This is a genomic window from Agromyces sp. GXS1127, assembly GCF_050565425.1.
Classification (GTDB): Bacteria; Actinomycetota; Actinomycetes; order Actinomycetales; family Microbacteriaceae; genus Agromyces.
The window spans coordinates 15,493-31,566 of sequence record NZ_JBOCIG010000006.1 but is presented as its reverse complement, the minus strand read 5'-3'; the positions used below and the strand labels follow the sequence as shown (position 1 = coordinate 31,566).

The window sequence follows — 16,074 nt, the reverse complement described above, 5'->3', positions numbered from 1 at the left end:
ACGGGCCTGGGCGAAGCCGCTCAGGCGTCGGCGACGGAGGTGAAGGCGTCGATCGCTGCGGGGTCGGCGCCTGCGGCGCGGAGGCGGGCGGCGATGCCGCGGCGGGCGCGGGCGTAGGAGGCGTTCGTGCCGCGCATGACCGAGTCGCGGTTCGCGAGGTCGAGGAGGGCGGTGAACTCGAACGCGAGCTGCTCGGGGTCGTCGAGTTCGGGCAGTTCCCCGAGGGAGCGGGCGTGGGCGAGGGAGGCCGCCACGTAGCCGCTCCAGTCGGCGAGCGCTCGGTCGATGGCATCGCGCACGGGACCTGGCTTGGCGTCGAAGTCCGCGGACGCCTCGGCGAAGAAGCAGCCGCCCGGGAAGACCCGATCGCGCGAGTAGGCGATCCATCGATCGGCGAGCGCGAGGATGCGGCCGAGCCCGCGCGGCCGCTCCCGAGCCGGAGCGATCACGGTCTCGACGAAGCGCTGGCGCGCGGACTCGACGGTCGCGAGCTGCAGGCGCTCCTTGCTGCCGAACAGCGTGGCGACGCCGCTCTTCGACACCGATGCGGCATCGGCGATGCGACCGATCGAGAGCTGGTCGAGCCCCTCGACCGACGCGAGGTCGACGGCGGCGGCGAGCACCTGACGACGGGACGCATCCCCGCGGACGCGTCGACCGTCGACCACTCCGATCGAGGAATCCACACTCACCCCTCGATTTTACGCACGAACGTTCGTATACTCTACGCACGACCGTTCGTATTCATTGATCGGAGCATCGTGTCGACCATCACCAAGGCAGCTGCCGCCGTTGCGCTCACCGGCCGGGTCGCCGGCATCAGGGCCGCCGAATCCGTCTCCCCCGAGGCATCCGCTGCGCTGGCGCTGCCGCTCTTCATGCGCCTGGGCGGGCGCCTCCCCGTGCGGCCCGCCGACCGCGCCGTGCACGAGACCGCGCGGCGCTCGACCATCCGCGTGCGCGGGCGCGAGCTGGCGACGTACGAGTGGGGGAGCGGGCCCGACACGATCCTGCTGGCCCACGGCTGGCGCGGCCGCGCGTCGCAGTTCGGGCCGATCGTGCGCGAGCTTCGCGCCGAGGGCGCCCGGCTCGTCGCATTCGAGGCGCCCGGCAACGGGGAATCGGCCGGGCGGCGTACCGACATCCGCGACTGGCTCGCTGCGATCGAGGCGATGCAGTCGCGCGAGGGTCGCTTCCACACGATCATCGGGCATTCTTTCGGGGCGATGGCGGCACGCGCGGCGATCAGCGACGGCGTCGCCGCCGGCAGCCTCGTCGCGATCGCCGGTCCGTCGCGGGCGCGCTACCTCGTCGACGCCTTCGCCGGCAGGATCGGCCTGCGCTCCGGCACCGCCGACGTGCTCGCCGCGCGCTTCGCGCGCGGCATCCTGCCCGACGTCGCCGACCCCTGGTCGCGCTTCGACGGCGCCGCCCGTCCGTTGCCCGGGCACGTGCCGCTGCTCGTCGTCCACGACCGCGGCGACCGGGAGGTGCCCGCGAGCGAGGGAATCCGCCTGCACGACGCGCACGGCGCGCGATCACGGCTCGTCCTCACGCACGGCGCCGGCCACAACCGGGTGCTGGGAGCGGACGCGACGCTCGATGCCGTCACCGCGTTCGTCACCGGCGGGCTGGACGGCGTCGATCGGCTCGGCATCGCCGAGTCGGCGTCGGCGTCTCAGCGGCGGGCGGCGAGTACGCGCTCGTAGACCTCGAGGTGGGCGCGCGCCACCGCGAGGTCGTCGAGCAGGCCGGGGGTCGCGGCGGCCGCGCCGGAGAGGCGTGCGCGGAGCGTCGCATCCTGGTCCAGCCGTCGCAGCGCTCCGGCGAGCGCATCGACGTCGCGCGGAGGCACGCGGAGCCCGTTCACGCCGTCCGTCACCCACTCCGTCGGCCCGCCCTCGTCCGCGGCCACGACCACGCGACCGGCGGCGAGGTACTGCAGCACGTTCTGGCCGAGCGGTTCGGCGCGGGTCGAGTACTGCACGGCCACGTCCCATCCGTCGAGCAGGCGCGGCACGTCGTCGACGTGACCGAGCAGGTCGACCTGACCCCCGACGCCGAGCTCGTCGGCCCGACGTCGCAGCGCGGCGAGGTACGGCTCGTGCCCGAACGGCGCGCCGCCGGCGAGCTGCAGGCGGATGTCGCGGCCGGCGAACGCCCGGGCGAACGCCTCGAGCAACTCGGCCTGACCCTTCCACGGATCGATCCGGGCCACCATGCCGACGGCTCGGAGCGGCGCATCGGATCGCACGAGGAGCGCAGCGCCGACCGTGAGCCCCGACGCGCTCGGGACGACCTCGGCGACGGCGTCGGAACGGAGGAACAGCCGCGCAGTCTCGAGCGTCGCCCGCGAGTTCGCGATGACACCGTCCGCGCGGGGCAGCACGATGCGCGTCATGAGCGCGTGCCCGGCGGCACCGAGTGCCTCCGGCTCGACGAGATCGCGCAGGTGCACGACGAACGGCCCGCGGGTGAGCCGCGCGGCCAGCGCCCCGTAGGCCGCCGACCGCGCGGTGTTCGCGTCGACCAGGTCGGCGGACCGGAACGCCGCCGACGTGCGGACGGCGAGCGCCTGCACCGCGAGTCGCGCGCCGAAGCCGGCCGCGGCGAGCGCGCCGCCCGAGCTCGCACCCGCCGGTTGGCGGATGCCCGCCGTGCGGCGCGGCACGCGGGGCGGCACCGCGTCCCACACGCCCGGACCGGGATCGAGCGGCGGCGTCTGCAGCACCGCGGCCCAGTCGGGCCGGGCCTGCAGCATCCGGACGAGCGCGAGCTCGGCTCCGCCGGCGGCATCCGTGTGGTCGAGGTGGAGCACGCGCAGGCGGCGTCCGCCGATCGTGCTCACGAGTCGCGCCGTCCGAACCAGCGGCGGCGCGGCCGCTCGGGCGACGAGGCGGAGGTTCCGGCGTCGCCGGACCCCGCCCGCCCCGAGGCAGACCCGCCCGACCCGGATCGGCCGACCCCATCGAACGAGAAGGCGTCCGGCGCGCGTGCGGCGTCGACGACCGCGACGACCTCCGCCCGCGGCATCCCGAACAGCGTCGCGGCGAGGCTCGCCAACGGCGGCACCTCCTCGCGCGCCATCGCGCGGTAGGCGTCGTCGCCGCGCCCCTGCGGGTCGGTGATGTCGCCGTCGGCGTCGAGTCCGAGCGCGCGCCGCTCGGCGAACGCGGCGGCGCGGGCGCGGAGCTCGTCGATCGACGCGGGCGGCGCGGCGGGTCCGAGCGCCGCGGCGATGCCGCCCGCCTCGCGGATCGTGTAGGCCGAGCGCAGCATCGACGGCACCATGCCGAGCACGCCGTCGCGGTGCGCGACATCCGCGCCGAGCACGAGGTCCGCCGCACGGATCGTCGCCTCGTCGACCTGGGTCGCGCGATGCGTGCGCCCCTCCGCCCCCAGCCGCTCGGCGATGACCCGGGTGCGGCTGCGCATCGGCTGGCCGACCGGCGCCGCGAGGCCCGCGCTCGTGACGACGACGCGCGCCGCGACATCCGCCGGCAGGTACCAGTCGGCCCAGCGCCGCAGGAGCGCCGCGGCGAGCGCGGAGCGGTTGAGGTTGCCGGTGCAGACCGCGAGCACGCGGAACTCGTCGGATTCCATGCGCGATCACCCCCGGCTCGCCACGACCCGGGAGCGGGGCCCCGGATAAGGTTTCTGCAAAGGATTCTAGAGGGGGTGCGGTGCGCGTACTCAGGGTCTCGCACAGCGCCGTCGTCGACGAGTGGCGCGGTCGCGAGCGCGCGCTCGCCGCGCTCGGCGTCGACGTCGAGCTGTGCTGCGCGCGGCGGTGGCACGCCGGCGGCACCGAGGTGACGCTGCAGCCCCGACCCGACGAGCGCGTGCGCGGGGTGCGCACGCTCGGGCGGCATCCGGCCCTCTTCGTCTACGATCCGATCCCGCTCTGGCGCGCGCTCGGCGGAGACTTCGACGTCATCGACGTGCACGAGGAGCCGTTCGCGCTCGCGACGGCCGAGATCCTGCTGCTGCGCGCGCTGCGCGCCCGATCGCGGCGCACGCCCGTCGTGCTCTACACCGCGCAGAACCTGCGCAAGCGCTACCCGATCCCGTTCGGCTGGATCGAGCGGGCGGCGCTCCGGGCGGCGTCGGGAGTCTCGGCCTGCAACGCCGAGGCGGCGCGCATCGCGGAGGACAAGGGCTTCGCCGGGCGCGCGCGGGTGATTCCGCTCGGCGTCGATCTCGAGCGCTTTCGGCCCGCGGATGGCGCGGGGCCGGCGGGGCCCGCGGATGTCCCGGCGGATGTCCCGGCAGCCGATCCCGCGGCGACGGATGCCGCGGCGACGACCGGTAGGGCAACGGATGTCCCGGCGACGACCGGCACGACGGATGCCGCGCCCGCCCCGGTCACGGTCGGCTTCATCGGACGGCTCGTGCCCGAGAAGGGCGTGCTCCTGCTGCTCGACGCGCTCGCGCGCGAACCGCGCTTGCGACTGCGCGTCGTCGGCACCGGGCCGCTCGCGTCCGAGCTGCCCGCGCGCGCGGCATCGGTCGGCGTCGCCGACCGGGTCGAGCTCGTCGGGGCGGTCGACCCGGCCGGCATCCCCGAGGTGCTCCGCTCGTTCGACGTGCTCGCGGTGCCGTCGTTGCCGACGCCGTCGTGGACGGAGCAGTTCGGGCGGGTCGCCGTCGAGGCGATGGCGTGCGGGGTCCCGGTCGTGTCGAGCGATGCGGGCGCGCTGCCCGACGTGGTGGGCGGTGCGGGCCTGGTCGTGCCGACCGGCGACGCGGTCGCCCTCGCCGAGGCGCTCGTCGAGGCATCCGGCGCTCGCGCGGCCGAACTGCGGGCCGCGGGGTTCGCCCGCGCCGAGAAGTGCAGCTGGGGCGCGGTCGGCCGCGACTACCTCGACCTGTACCGGTCGATCGTGCGGGAGGCATCCGTCGCCCCCGAACCGACCCCGCCGCTCGAGGTCGTCGTCGTCGCCTACGGCTCGCCCGAGCTGCTGCGTCGCGCCCTCGCTCCGGTCGCGGGCCTGCCGGTCACGGTCGTCGACAACTCCTCGCTGCCCGCCATCCGCGCACTCTGCGACGAGCTCGGCGTGCGCTACCTCGATCCCGGCCGCAACGGCGGCTTCGCTGCCGGCGTGAACCACGGCCTCGCGCACCGGATCGCGCCCGGCGCCGACGTGCTGCTGCTGAACCCCGACGCCGAGATCTCGGAAGGCGACGTCGCACGGCTGCACCGCGCGCTGCGCGCGCGCCCCGACCTCGCGAGCGTCGGCCCCGCCCAGGTCGACGAGCAGGGCCACGAGGCGCGCGTCGAGTGGTGGCTGCCGTCGCCGTCGGGCTCCTGGCTCGAGGCGCTCGGCCTCGCGCGGCTCCGCCGCGACCCGACGTACGTGATCGGCTCCGTCATGCTGCTCCGCGCCGAGGCGCTCGAGCAGGTCGGCTGGTTCGACGAGCGCTACTTCCTCTACGCCGAGGAGGCCGACTGGGCCTACCGCGCACACCGGCTGGGCTGGCGGCACGCGGTCGTGCCCGAGGCGCGGGCGGTGCACGTCGGCGCGGGCACCGGCGGCGATCCACGCCGACGGGAGGCGCACTTCCACGCCTCGCAGGAGCGGTTCCTCCGCAAGCACTTCGGCGCGGCCGGCTGGCAGTGGGCGCGGGCCGGGCAGTGGCTCGGGGCGATGGCCCGGTCGGTCGTGCTCCCGGGCGAGCGCGGTGCGGCCGCACGGCGGCGGGCGGCGATCATGCGGCTCGGGCCCGTGCGGGTCGAGGCCAGGTTCAGGCGAGCGGATGGCGACGCGCAGGCTGAGACCCCCGCGACGGCGCCGCCCGTCCCGATCGACACCCCCTCGGAGGCCACGGCATGACGCGGATCGTGCAGATCGTCCCGTTCATCGGTCCGGGCACCGGCGTGGCGGGCGTCGCCTGGCACCTCGACCAGGAGCTTCGCGCGCTCGGCGCCGACGTCGAGGTCTTCACGTTCCAGTCCGCACGCCGCGGGCGACCGACAGTGCGGTCTTCGCGCAACAGCATCCTCGCGCGCATCCGCGGCGGCTGGCGGATGATCTGGTTCAGCACGGTCGGCACTCGTCGCGCGAAGCAGTTCCTGGCCGAGCGGCCCGACGCGATCTCGATCTGCCACAACAACGTGGTGGCGGGCGACATCTACGTCAACCACGGTCTGCTGCTCGCCTCGATGCGCGCACGCGGCCGGTCGTTCTGGGGCACCTATCGGAACCCGGTGCACGACTTCATCTACCTGCGCGACCGGGTCCGCTACCGCGGCCATGCGCACCGGGTCGCCGTCTGCCTGTCCGAGCACGAGGCCGCCGACCTGCGGGCGACGTACGGCCCGATCGGCCCCCGCATCGAGGTGATCCCGAACGGCGTCGACCTCGATCGCTTCCGGCCGCCGACCGCTGAGGAGCGGGCCGCCGCGAGATCGGAGCTCGGGCTCGGCCATGACCAGCGCGTCGGCGTGTTCGTCGGGCACGAGTTCTCGCGCAAGGGCCTCTCGGTCGCGATCCGAGGGCTCGCCTCAGCCCCGAGCGCGCTGCTGATGGTGATCGGCGGCAACAGCGACATCATCGCCGAGGCGCACGCCGAGGCGATCGAGCACGGCGTCGGCGACCGCGTGCTCTTCCTGGGGGTGCGCAAGGACCTGCCGACCCACTTCGCCGCGTGCGACTTCTTCGTCTTCCCGAGTGCGTACGAGGCGAATGCGCTCGTCGTGCTCGAGGCGCTCGCGAGCGGCCTGCCCGTGATCGCGACGCCGGTCGGCTTCGCGCCCGAGATCATCCGAGACGGCGAGAACGGCTACCTGGTCGAACGCGATCCGAAGGCGGTGGGCGCTCGGATCGAGGAGCTTGCGACCCTCGACGACGAGGCGTTCGCCGCGCTCCGGGGTGGGGCGCGTGCGTCGGCCGAGCCACATGGATGGCGCGAGGTCGCCCGTCGGTACCTCGCCCTCGTCGAGGATCTCCGGGCCGAGCGAGACGGTGGTCGTGGTGCGCGGGCCGACAGCGCCGCCCGCGACGGGACGAGCGGATGACGCGGATCGTCCAGATCGCCCCCTCGATCGAACCCGGCAGCGGCGTCGCAGGCGTCGCGGCGGCCCTCGAGCGCGAGTTCCGCGCTGCGGGCGTGACGGTCGAAGGGTTCACGGCCGCGGATGCCGGCCGCACGCTCGACCGGCCGCACCGCACGGCACTCGGCCTGCATCTCGCCCGCGCCGGCAACGTGATCTGGTTCAGCACCGTCGGCACGCGCCGCGCGAAGCGCTTCCTCGCGGAGCGGCCGGACGCGGTCTCGATCACCCACAACGACGTCATGGCCGGCGACGTCTACGTGAACCACGGCCTGCTCCAGGCGGCGATGCGCGCCCGCGGCAACTACGCCTGGCGGATGGTTCGCAATCCCGTCCACCTGTTCACCGCGGTGCGCGACCGCATCCGCTACCGCGGGCGCACGCATCGCGCCGTCGTCGCGCTCACCGGCGAGGAGGCGGGTCTGCTCACCGAGGTCTACGGTCGCGTGCGACCGCCGGTCACGGTCATCCCGAACGGCGTCGATACCGAACGGTTCAGCCCCGGGGACCGCTCGGAGCGCACCGCGGTACGACAGGAGCTCGGCATCGCCGGCGAGACCACGGTCGCCGTCTTCATCGGCCATGAGTTCGAGCGCAAGGGCCTGCATCTCGCGATCGACGCATTGCGGATGGCGCGGGGCGTCGTGCTCCTCGTCGTCGGCGGAACGCCCGACATGATCCGGCGCGCCGCCGGGCAGGCACGCCGTGGGGGCGTCGCAGGCCGTGTGGTGTTCGCGGGCGAACGTTCCGACCCGGTGCCGATGCTGCGCGCCTCCGACGTGCTCGTGCTGCCGAGCGCCTACGAGGCCAACGCGCTCGTCGTGCTCGAGGCCCTGGCCTGCGGTGTGCCCGTCGTCTCGACGCGCGTCGGCTTCGCGCCCGACCTCGTGGCCGACGGCGAGAACGGGTTCCTCGCCGAGCGGACGTCGGAGTCGATCGGCGCGCGGCTGTCCGAACTCGACGCCCTCGACGAGGCCGAGCGCGATCGTTGGCGCGCGCGTGCACGGAGCACCGGCGAGCAGCATTCGTGGCGAGAGGTCGCCGCGCGCTACCTCGAGCTCGCCCGCTCGATCGAGCGTGAACGGACGAGCGGCTCGTGACCGCCTCGCTGCGCATCCTGCACGCCATCCGCTCCGACGGCTTCTCGGGCGTCGAGCAGTTCGTGCTGAGGCTCGCGGGGACGCAGGCCGCCGACGGTCACGCCGTGCACGTCATCGGCGGCGATCCGTCCCGCATGCGGCCGGGCCTGGTCGAGGCGGGCGTCGCGCACATCCCGGCCGCGCGCACGGTCGAGGTGGTTCGCGCCGTGCGGCACCTGGCCGACCACGTCGATGTCGTGAACACGCACATGACGGCCGCGGATGTCGCCGCCGCCGCCGCGATCGCGAGCCGCCGGCGCACGCGCCGACCGGCGATCGTCGCGACCTGCCACTTCGCGCGGCCTCGGGGCCGCGTCGGCCCGGTTCCGATCGAGGCGCTCGTCCGTCGTCGGATCGACGCGCAGATCGCGATCTCGGCCGCCGTCGCCGAGGCGATCGACGGCTCCAGCACGGTCGTGCACACCGGCATCGACCCGCGACCGGCCGGCGACCCCGACATGCGCGAGCACACCGTGCTGATCGCGCAGCGACTCCAGCCCGAGAAGCGGACCGACGTCGGGGTGCGCGCCTTCGCGGCATCCGGCCTGGCGAATGAGGGATGGACGCTCGACGTCGCCGGAATCGGCCCCGAGCGCGAGCCGCTCGAGCGGCTCGTCGAGAACCTCGGCATCGCGGCATCCGTGCGGTTCAGCGGCTACCGCACCGACCTGCCGGAGTTGCTCCTGCGCGCCGGAATGCTGCTCGCGCCCTGTCCCATCGAGGGCCTCGGCCTCACGCTTCTCGAGGCGATGGCGTCGGGGCTGCCGCCCGTGGCCGCGGACGCCGCCGGTCACGTCGAGCTGCTCGCGGGTCTCGATGAGCGAGCAAGCTTCGCGCCCGGCGATGCGGATGCCGCGGGTGAACGCCTGCGCTCCCTCGCCGCAGACCCTGCCGGGCGTGCCGCCCTCGGCGCCGCCGCGCGCGAGCGCCAGCAGTCACGGTTCTCGCTCCGGGCGCAGGCCGACGGAACCGAGGTCGTGTACCGGGAGGCGATCGGGTGAGCGACCTCGTCGTGCTCTCGCTCGAGCGCTGGGACGAGGTCTGGCGGCGCAACCAGCATCTCGTCGCGGGGCTCCTGCGCACCGACCCCGAGTTGCGCGTGCTCTTCGTCGAGCCGGCGGCGGACCCGACTCACGACATCGCGTCGCGGCGCCGCCCCGCCTTCGGAAGCGGCATCGAGGAGGTCGGCGAACCCGCACCCGGTCGGCTCTGGACGTTCCGCCCGACGAAGTGGCTGCCGCGTCGTCTCGATCCGCGGGCCGATCAGCGTCTGGCCGCGGGCGTCGAGCGCGCCGCCGCGTCGCTCGGCATGCGTCATCCGCTGCTCTGGTTGAACGACCCCGGTGCCGTCGAGCTCGCCGAACGCACCGCATGGCCGACGCTCTACGACATCACCGACGACTGGGTCGCCGCCGATCGCTCGGAGAGCGAACGCGCCCGCGCCGCCGCCACCGAGGCACGGCTGCTCGAGGTCGCCCGCGAGGTCGTCGTCTGCTCGGCCGAACTGGAACGCCGCAAGGGCGCGACCCGATCGGTCACGCTGATCCCGAACGGGGTGGACGCGGCCGCCTACCGGCGGCCCGCGCCGCGCCCCGCCGACCTGCCCGCCGGCCGCACTGCACTGTACCTCGGCACCGCGCACCCGGATCGCGTCGACATCGACCTGTGCGAGGCGACCGCCAGTACCGTGTCCGACGTGGGCGGCACGCTCGTGCTCGTCGGACCGAACCTGCTCGACGAGGCCGCGACGGCGCGCCTCGAGGCCGCCGGGGCGGTGCTGCTCGGGCCTCGCGCGAGCGCCGACGTCGTCGGGTACCTGCAGCACGCCGATGTGCTCCTCGTGCCGCACGTCGTCACGCCGTTCACCGACAGCCTCGACCCGATCAAGCTCTACGAGTACCAGGCCGCGGGTCGGCCGGTCGTGTCGACGCCGGTGGCGGGGTTCCGCGATGTCACGGATCCGCGCGTCACGGTCGCGGAGCCAGACGCATTCCCGGCCGCGGTCGCTGTCGCGATGCCCGAGGCACGACCCTTCCCGCACGGCGCCGACGGCTCGGCGAGTGACTGGAGCGAACGCGTCCTCGCGATGCGCGAGGTGCTGGAGCGCCTCGCGACACCCGGTACCGTCTGATCACCGATAGGAACGGCGGGTCGCAGGTCGGCCGGCCCTGTGGGAACGGGACGTTGCTCGAGCGCGGCGGGAACGTGCCGGCCCGGAACGAGGGGATGACGTGGAGCGAATCACCCGGCGCGATCGGCGTGCAGTACGCCGGGCTGTGCCGGCCGATACCGACCAGCCCCTCGCTCCGGTCAGAGGCGTTCGAGCACCCCGCGGAGGTTCGCCCAGGCCCAGTTCCAGTCGCGCGCGAGCGCGCGGGCTCGGGATGCCTCGGCACGACGGGCTCGTTCGAGGGGGTCGTCGATCAGCGCGCGGAGCGCTTCCGCGAGCGCGTCGGGGTCGTTCGGCGGGACGAGGATCCCGGCGTCGCCGACGACGTCCGGCAATCCGCCGATCCGTGACGCGACGACGGGGAGACCGCTGGCCATGCCTTCGCCGGCGGTCAGCCCGCTCGGTTCCTCCCAGGTCGAGGGGACGACCAGCGCGTCCGCCGCTCGGAGCAGGTTCGGCAGCGCGTCGCGGTCGACGAAGGGTTCGAACCGGACCTCGGCGGCCGACGCACGGGCGAGACGTCGCAACTCCTCCTCGTAGCGAGAGAGGGGTGCATCGCGGGCGAACCCGCGGCTCCCGACGATGACGACCTCGACCTCGCCGGGCGGCAGCAGCGCCGCGGCCCGGACGAGCACATCGGGCCCCTTCTCCGGGATCACCCGACCGACAAACATCGCGCAGAACCGGCGGCGCGGGCGGGCGCCAGGACGCGGCGCATCCGCCGGGGGATGGAACCGCTCGGTCTCGACCCCGTTCCGCACGACATGGATCCGCTCCGCGAGGGACGGCGGCAGCGCGGCCCGCGTCCGCGCGGCGAGCGCATCGCCGACGCAGACGATGGCCGCAGCACTCCCGAGCACTCGGACCGCCTCCGAGCGGGAGTACGTGCGAAGGAGGTCGTTGTGCGCGTACAACACCACTCGGTGACCACTGTCGCGCAGCATCGACGGGAGCACCGGCGCGTTGTGCGCGAGCACGAACGCCGGCGGCCGCTGCCGCACGGCGTCGACGAGCGGGGCGTAGAAGCGCTCGACAGCGCTGCGTCGCAGTCCCAACCGTGCCCTCGCCAGGTCCATGGCTCGGTCGCGTCGGGTCAGCCAGGCTGCCCGCTCGTACTCGATGGGCTCGGCGCTTCGATACCACGGTCGCATCGTCGAGCGGTCGAGCAGGACGGCGTGGTTCACGCGGTCCACGTCGCGCCGAGCCGCACCGGCGAGCCCGTCGACGACGGTGGGAATGGCGGAGCCTGTGCGCGGCGAGAAGTGGTCGCCAGGTGTGATCGCGTGGATGACGTCGATCACTCCAGTTCCTCCAGCACCTGCATCACGAGGATCGCGAACGCGCAGGAGCCCGGCAGACCATGCGGTCCACCGGGCTCCACGTGCGGGGCTCAGCTGACGATGATCAGGGAGTGCCGATGATCAGCGAGAGCAGGCAGAGCTTCTGGGCCGCCGTGAACCCGGAGCACGACTCGCCCTGGGCGGGCGGCACTGCGGGCACCGATGCGCTCACGGCCTCCGAGCCACCGGGACCACCCGAGATCGTGTAGTTGAGGGTGAGCGTGTTGTTCTGGCTGTTCGGCGCGTTCTGCGTGACGATCGCGATGTTCGGGTAGGTGGTGTTCGGCGCGATGACGAACGAGCCCGCCGTCCCCTGACAGGTGTCGAGGTTGACCACCGCGACTCCACCGAGGTCGGCCCCTCCCAGCGTGGCGGACGTGATCGTCACGGTGATCGGGACATTGAAGTCGTTCGTGATGGTCGCCGAGAACGCGTACCCCTTGTAGGTCGACGCGGAGTTACCGGGCAGCTTGCAGCCGGTGCCGTCGAGCGTGATGATGCCGGGCGATGCCGCGTACGCGGGGGTCGAGACGGCGAGCGCCACGACCGGGACGGACCACGCCGCTGCCTTCGCGACGGTGCGCCGACTGATGCCGGGACGCTGCTCTTCGAGGTCGCTCATGACAGACCTTCCTATGCTGTGTGGGAAAAGATCAGGATTTTCGGGTTTCCCAGCACACTCTAAGGGTAGGGGGTACCCGCCGTCGAGTCCCAGATCACCCGCATTCGGGGGTCAGTCGTAATCATTTCTCAGCTTCGTGCGAGGATGCCTGCGTCGACGAGTCCGCTCAGCGCCTCGGACAGGATCCCATCGACGTCGACCCCAGGCGGTGGTGCCGGGAGATCCGCGTTCGCGGCAGCCTTCAACTCGTCTTCGCTGAGCCCGTCGGCCGCCAGCCACAGCGCCGGCCCGACGCCGGCCAGCACCGTGAGCCGGCCCGACGCCAGCACGACCAGCGCGTCATCGACGAGCTTCGCGTCGACGAACGCTCCACGCCAGTAGGCGCCGGGTACGTCATGCGCCGAGCCACCGGGAGCCTCATCGACGGGCTTCCCCGCGCAGTCGCAATCGCGCTGCGACAGCCCGGCGACGTCCAACACGACCGGAGCGGGCTCCTCGACCGTCGCGAGGAGGTCGTCGACGAGGCCTGCGATCGACGCCGCCTCGGAATACACGACGCGGCGCACACCGCCCGTCCTACGGACGGTGTCGATGAGGGTCCCGAGGGGCCGGTCGAGTGCGGAGACGAAACTCGACTGCGCCACGAGCTCCGGAAGCGCCTCGATCATCGGCACCGACTCGACCGAGGGCTGCGAGACCTCTGGGCGCCGGTCGAGCAGGACGAGCGCGGCGAGCTGCAGCTCGGCCTGCGGCAGTCCGGTGAGGCCGAGTCCGGAGGCGGACTCGGTGGCCTTGACCCCCGACTCCGTCACGATCGAGAGCGGCTTCGGATACGGGATGATCGACCCGTCCGCCCTGACGGCGAGCGTCTCATCGGTCACATAGCCGAAGGCACGGCCGAGTTCCTGTGCCGCAGTGGTCTTCCCGCGCCCGGACGGCCCGATGAATCCGATCACCCGCCCGTCGTCGAGCGCCACCGCGGCCGCGTGCAGCATGAGCGCCTCGCCACGGAGTCCCCCGATCGCCTCCAGCGTCACCTGCGACGTGATCCGCTGCGCCAGCGCGTGCGGCGAGTTCGCGCTGATCGTGAGCGTGGCGTCCAGCGGTGCACCGTCGGCCAGGATGCCGGCGCGGAGCACGCGATCCGGTTCGCCGCCGCCGTCCCAGGCGAGGTCGGCCCAGTGCGCCGAGATCGCCGCCTGCTCCGCGTCGCTCAGCGAATCGTCGAGCTCGATGCGGACTCGGCTCGAGAGGGCGCGCACATCGATCGCGGTGGACATGTCTGGGAGCCTACCGGCGGTTCGAGCGGCACGGCCCTCAGGCGCGGACCGCAGCGGACGAGTCACGGGGCATCCGGCACGAGGAGGCCCAGTGCCACGAGTTCTGCGACGAAGCGGTCGACGTCCGCCCGGACCTCGTCGGGCTCCGTTCCCGTCGATGCGGCGACACGGTCGACGATCGTCTCGGCGGGCCCGCCGCAGGCCTCCGCCCAGATGAGTCCGGCGACCCCGTCCAGCACGACGATCGGGCCGGACGGGAGCACCGCGGCGTAGCGCACGTCCGCGTGGATCAACTCGGCGGTCGCCGACGATGGCCGCAGCGACCGAGTCATCGAGACGCCCCGCTTCCCCGCACGCGCATCCGCGCCGCCCGCACCGCCTCGCGCAGGGCGATGACGGGTCGGCGCACGAACTCGACGCCGATCTCCCGCTTCGAGGGTCGGCGTCCGAGACGGTGGGCGAGGTGGTCGACGTTGACGAGCGGGGCTCGGCCGATGAGTCGCAGTCGCTCGCGGAGGTCCGGCTCGGCCCGGATCCGCGCCCACCACTCGACCGAGCGCGGGCCGCCCTGGGAGACGACCTTCCACAGCAGGTACGCGCGATCGCCGCGGTACTGCTCCAGGTCCCCGGTCGCCGCTGCGAATGCGACTCCGGCGTGCAGCCGGGCGACCAGCGCCTCCGCCTCCGCGCGCGCCGCACCATCCGCTCCGTCCCAGACGGATGGGACGTCACGACGCCCGCGGTTCGATGAGCGCGCGGCGTTGAGGATCAGCAACACGCGTTGCGCGGTGACGCTCGGCACCGCGCAACGCACGCCGGCGATCTCGACGCTGGCCCGGTCCTCCCAGAGCGCGTCGAAGGCCGCCGCCGCCTCCACTCCGATACCCGGGAAACGGCGGTGGACGTCGACGTACCCCCAGTCCGGGTGGAGATAGGTCTGCGCATGCCCGAACGGGGATCCGTTGGCGAAGGTGCTGTACAGCGACCATCCCGCCCGTCGGAGGGCGCGGTCCATGATCGCCACCTGGGCGGGCCGCACGATCACGTCGACGTCGGTGCCGAAGAAGCCGGCTCGCAGGGTCGGATCGACCGCTGCGCCCTTGATGTGGAGGAGATCGACGCCGACCTCGTCGGCGACGTACTGGATGGCGGCGTGCCCGAACTGGAGGCGCACCTGCAGCGGCACGCTGACCCGAGTCTCGTCCACGCTCCTCCGTCCTCCATCGATCAGCGTAGCGAGCCGGCCGAGCGGTCCGGCGAGCCGACACCGCACGTCGAGCGGGCGCGACCGCACCCGCGCCCGCTCGCGGCACCCGGCGTCTAGGGTGTTCACATCGCCGTCGACAGGGCGGCGCGCACGCTCCCGGAGGGACTCGCCCGAGAATGACGCCCGTCGCCCCGCGACTCACGATCGCCACGATCGCCACGGGAGCTCCGATGGGGGCCCAGGCCTACCAGGAGCAGGTGGCCGCGCGGGCCTCATCGACGCTCGCCTCGATCGATGAGCGCCACTGGGAGTACCGGAGGCTCGTGTTCCGGTCGATGCGGTCCGAGCTCGACGGCAATCGACGACTCCCCCTCGGCCGCGTCGCCCGGGCGTCGGCCGGGCAGCGCCGCGCGCTCGGTCGCCTGATCTACGCTGGCGATGCCGTCTCGCACCGGATGAACCTCGAGCTGCCGCCGTCGCCGCACGGCGACGTGATCACGATCCACGACGTGGTGGCGTGGCGCTTCCCAGACGAGTCCGCTCCCGTGCCCGCGGCGATCGAGGAAGCTCGCCGTGCCGCAGCGGTGATCTGCGTCTCCGCGTTCAGTGCCCAGGAGGCCGTCGACCTGCTCGGCATCCGGGAGCCGCACGTCGTGCACAACGGCGTCGACTCGCGGTTCTTCGACGCCCCGCCGCTCGATGCCGCCACCCGGCAGGTGCACGCGTTGCCCGAGCGGTACGTGCTGCACGCCGGCGGTGCCACGAAGCGCAAGAACCTCGATGCCCTCGCCGAGGCGTGGCCACGCGTGCACCGCGAGCGCCCTGGCCTCGAACTCGTGCTCGCCGGCCCGCCGCACCCGGCACGCACTGCACTCTTCGATGGCATGCCCGGTACCCGCCTCGTCGGTCGCCTGCCTGATGCGGTGATGCCGGGCCTCGTCGCGGGTGCCCGGGTCGTGGTCGTCCCTTCGCGGTACGAGGGGTTCGGCCTGCCCGCGCTGGAGGCGATGGCCGCGAACGTCCCCGTCGTCGCCGCGGCGACGAGCTCCCTGCCCGAGGTCGTCGGCGATGCCGGCATCCTCGTCGATCCCACCGGACCTGCGATCGCCGCGGGGCTCCTGGACGCCACGAGCGCGACGGCCGACCTGTCGTCACTCGTCGCGGCGGGGCGAGCCCGTGCCGGGGAGTTCACCTGGGAGCGGTGCGCCGAGGAGCACGCCCGCATCTGGGCGTCCCTGGCCTGAGCGAGGGGCGCGACGTGG

General features: G+C 73.6%; 15 protein-coding genes. 7 read left to right on the top strand and 8 right to left on the bottom strand.

The features are described from left to right. Nucleotides 1-20: 20 nt before the first annotated feature. Nucleotides 21-692, bottom strand: a complete 672-nt coding sequence (locus ACQ393_RS11935) for a TetR/AcrR family transcriptional regulator (RefSeq protein WP_430647056.1) — start codon at nucleotides 690-692, stop codon at nucleotides 21-23. 69 nt (nucleotides 693-761) lie between these two features. On the opposite strand from ACQ393_RS11935, the gene ACQ393_RS11930 reads away from it, so the two are divergent. Beyond that, the gene (locus ACQ393_RS11930; RefSeq protein ID WP_430647055.1) at nucleotides 762-1,709 is read left to right on the top strand and encodes an alpha/beta fold hydrolase; all 948 of its coding nucleotides are present in this window, start codon (nucleotides 762-764) and stop codon (nucleotides 1,707-1,709) included. Here the strand turns inward: ACQ393_RS11930 and ACQ393_RS11925 are convergent. Then, the gene (locus ACQ393_RS11925) at nucleotides 1,679-2,848 is read right to left on the bottom strand and encodes a glycosyltransferase family 4 protein (RefSeq protein ID WP_430647054.1); all 1,170 of its coding nucleotides are present in this window, start codon (nucleotides 2,846-2,848) and stop codon (nucleotides 1,679-1,681) included. The genes ACQ393_RS11930 and ACQ393_RS11925 overlap by 31 nt on opposite strands. Beyond that, a complete protein-coding gene (locus tag ACQ393_RS11920; RefSeq protein WP_430647053.1) occupies nucleotides 2,845-3,603 on the bottom strand; it encodes a hypothetical protein in 759 nt (252 codons plus the stop codon). Before ACQ393_RS11920 ends, ACQ393_RS11925 begins: the two co-directional genes overlap by 4 nt. Nucleotides 3,604-3,683: 80 nt before the next feature. On the opposite strand from ACQ393_RS11920, the gene ACQ393_RS11915 reads away from it, so the two are divergent. From ACQ393_RS11915 to ACQ393_RS11895, 5 genes are read left to right on the top strand one after another with little or no spacing between them, the layout of a single operon-like run. Further along, complete coding sequence (locus tag ACQ393_RS11915; RefSeq protein WP_430647052.1) at nucleotides 3,684-5,834, top strand: glycosyltransferase; 2,151 nt, start codon at nucleotides 3,684-3,686, stop codon at nucleotides 5,832-5,834. Next, nucleotides 5,831-7,018, top strand: coding sequence for a glycosyltransferase family 4 protein (locus ACQ393_RS11910; RefSeq protein WP_430647051.1), 1,188 nt, complete (start codon nucleotides 5,831-5,833; stop codon nucleotides 7,016-7,018). Before ACQ393_RS11915 ends, ACQ393_RS11910 begins: the two co-directional genes overlap by 4 nt. Beyond that, nucleotides 7,015-8,154, top strand: a complete 1,140-nt coding sequence (locus ACQ393_RS11905; RefSeq protein ID WP_430647050.1) for a glycosyltransferase family 4 protein — start codon at nucleotides 7,015-7,017, stop codon at nucleotides 8,152-8,154. Before ACQ393_RS11910 ends, ACQ393_RS11905 begins: the two co-directional genes overlap by 4 nt. Continuing rightward, a complete protein-coding gene (locus ACQ393_RS11900; protein WP_430647049.1) occupies nucleotides 8,151-9,194 on the top strand; it encodes a glycosyltransferase family 4 protein in 1,044 nt (347 codons plus the stop codon). The genes ACQ393_RS11905 and ACQ393_RS11900 overlap by 4 nt, the downstream gene beginning before the upstream one ends. Beyond that, nucleotides 9,191-10,324 carry a glycosyltransferase gene (locus ACQ393_RS11895; RefSeq protein WP_430647048.1) on the top strand — a complete coding sequence of 378 codons (1,134 nt, stop codon included), beginning with the start codon at nucleotides 9,191-9,193 and terminating at the stop codon, nucleotides 10,322-10,324. The genes ACQ393_RS11900 and ACQ393_RS11895 overlap by 4 nt, the downstream gene beginning before the upstream one ends. 179 nt (nucleotides 10,325-10,503) lie before the next feature. Here ACQ393_RS11895 and ACQ393_RS11890 read toward each other — a convergent pair whose 3' ends face one another. From ACQ393_RS11890 to ACQ393_RS11870, 5 genes are all read right to left on the bottom strand, one after another. Further along, on the bottom strand, nucleotides 10,504-11,664 hold the full coding sequence (locus ACQ393_RS11890; protein ID WP_430647047.1) for a glycosyltransferase family 4 protein: 1,161 nt from the start codon (nucleotides 11,662-11,664) through the stop codon (nucleotides 10,504-10,506). A gap of 103 nt (nucleotides 11,665-11,767) precedes the next feature. Next, the gene (locus ACQ393_RS11885; RefSeq protein WP_430647046.1) at nucleotides 11,768-12,325 is read right to left on the bottom strand and encodes a hypothetical protein; all 558 of its coding nucleotides are present in this window, start codon (nucleotides 12,323-12,325) and stop codon (nucleotides 11,768-11,770) included. A gap of 128 nt (nucleotides 12,326-12,453) precedes the next feature. Continuing rightward, the gene (locus tag ACQ393_RS11880; protein ID WP_430647045.1) at nucleotides 12,454-13,605 is read right to left on the bottom strand and encodes an ATP-binding protein; all 1,152 of its coding nucleotides are present in this window, start codon (nucleotides 13,603-13,605) and stop codon (nucleotides 12,454-12,456) included. 62 nt (nucleotides 13,606-13,667) lie between these two features. After that, complete coding sequence (locus tag ACQ393_RS11875) at nucleotides 13,668-13,937, bottom strand: PqqD family protein (RefSeq protein ID WP_430647044.1); 270 nt, start codon at nucleotides 13,935-13,937, stop codon at nucleotides 13,668-13,670. Then, nucleotides 13,934-14,812: a nucleotidyltransferase family protein gene (locus tag ACQ393_RS11870; RefSeq protein WP_430647043.1), complete on the bottom strand. Its 879-nt coding sequence runs from the start codon at nucleotides 14,810-14,812 to the stop codon at nucleotides 13,934-13,936. The genes ACQ393_RS11875 and ACQ393_RS11870 overlap by 4 nt, the downstream gene beginning before the upstream one ends. 176 nt (nucleotides 14,813-14,988) lie before the next feature. On the opposite strand from ACQ393_RS11870, the gene ACQ393_RS11865 reads away from it, so the two are divergent. Further along, entirely contained in the window at nucleotides 14,989-16,056 is a 1,068-nt protein-coding gene (locus ACQ393_RS11865; RefSeq protein ID WP_430647042.1) for a glycosyltransferase family 4 protein, read from the top strand. Nucleotides 16,057-16,074: the final 18 nt, after the last annotated feature.

Coding starts and splice junctions, on each gene's coding strand:
- ACQ393_RS11920 (WP_430647053.1), bottom strand. CDS start 3,603: ATGGAATCCGACGAGTTCCGCGTGCTCGCGGTCTGCACCGGCAACCTC.
- ACQ393_RS11910 (WP_430647051.1), top strand. CDS start 5,831: ATGACGCGGATCGTGCAGATCGTCCCGTTCATCGGTCCGGGCACCGGC.
- ACQ393_RS11905 (WP_430647050.1), top strand. CDS start 7,015: ATGACGCGGATCGTCCAGATCGCCCCCTCGATCGAACCCGGCAGCGGC.
- ACQ393_RS11885 (WP_430647046.1), bottom strand. CDS start 12,325: ATGAGCGACCTCGAAGAGCAGCGTCCCGGCATCAGTCGGCGCACCGTC.
- ACQ393_RS11880 (WP_430647045.1), bottom strand. CDS start 13,605: ATGTCCACCGCGATCGATGTGCGCGCCCTCTCGAGCCGAGTCCGCATC.
- ACQ393_RS11875 (WP_430647044.1), bottom strand. CDS start 13,937: ATGACTCGGTCGCTGCGGCCATCGTCGGCGACCGCCGAGTTGATCCAC.
- ACQ393_RS11865 (WP_430647042.1), top strand. CDS start 14,989: ATGACGCCCGTCGCCCCGCGACTCACGATCGCCACGATCGCCACGGGA.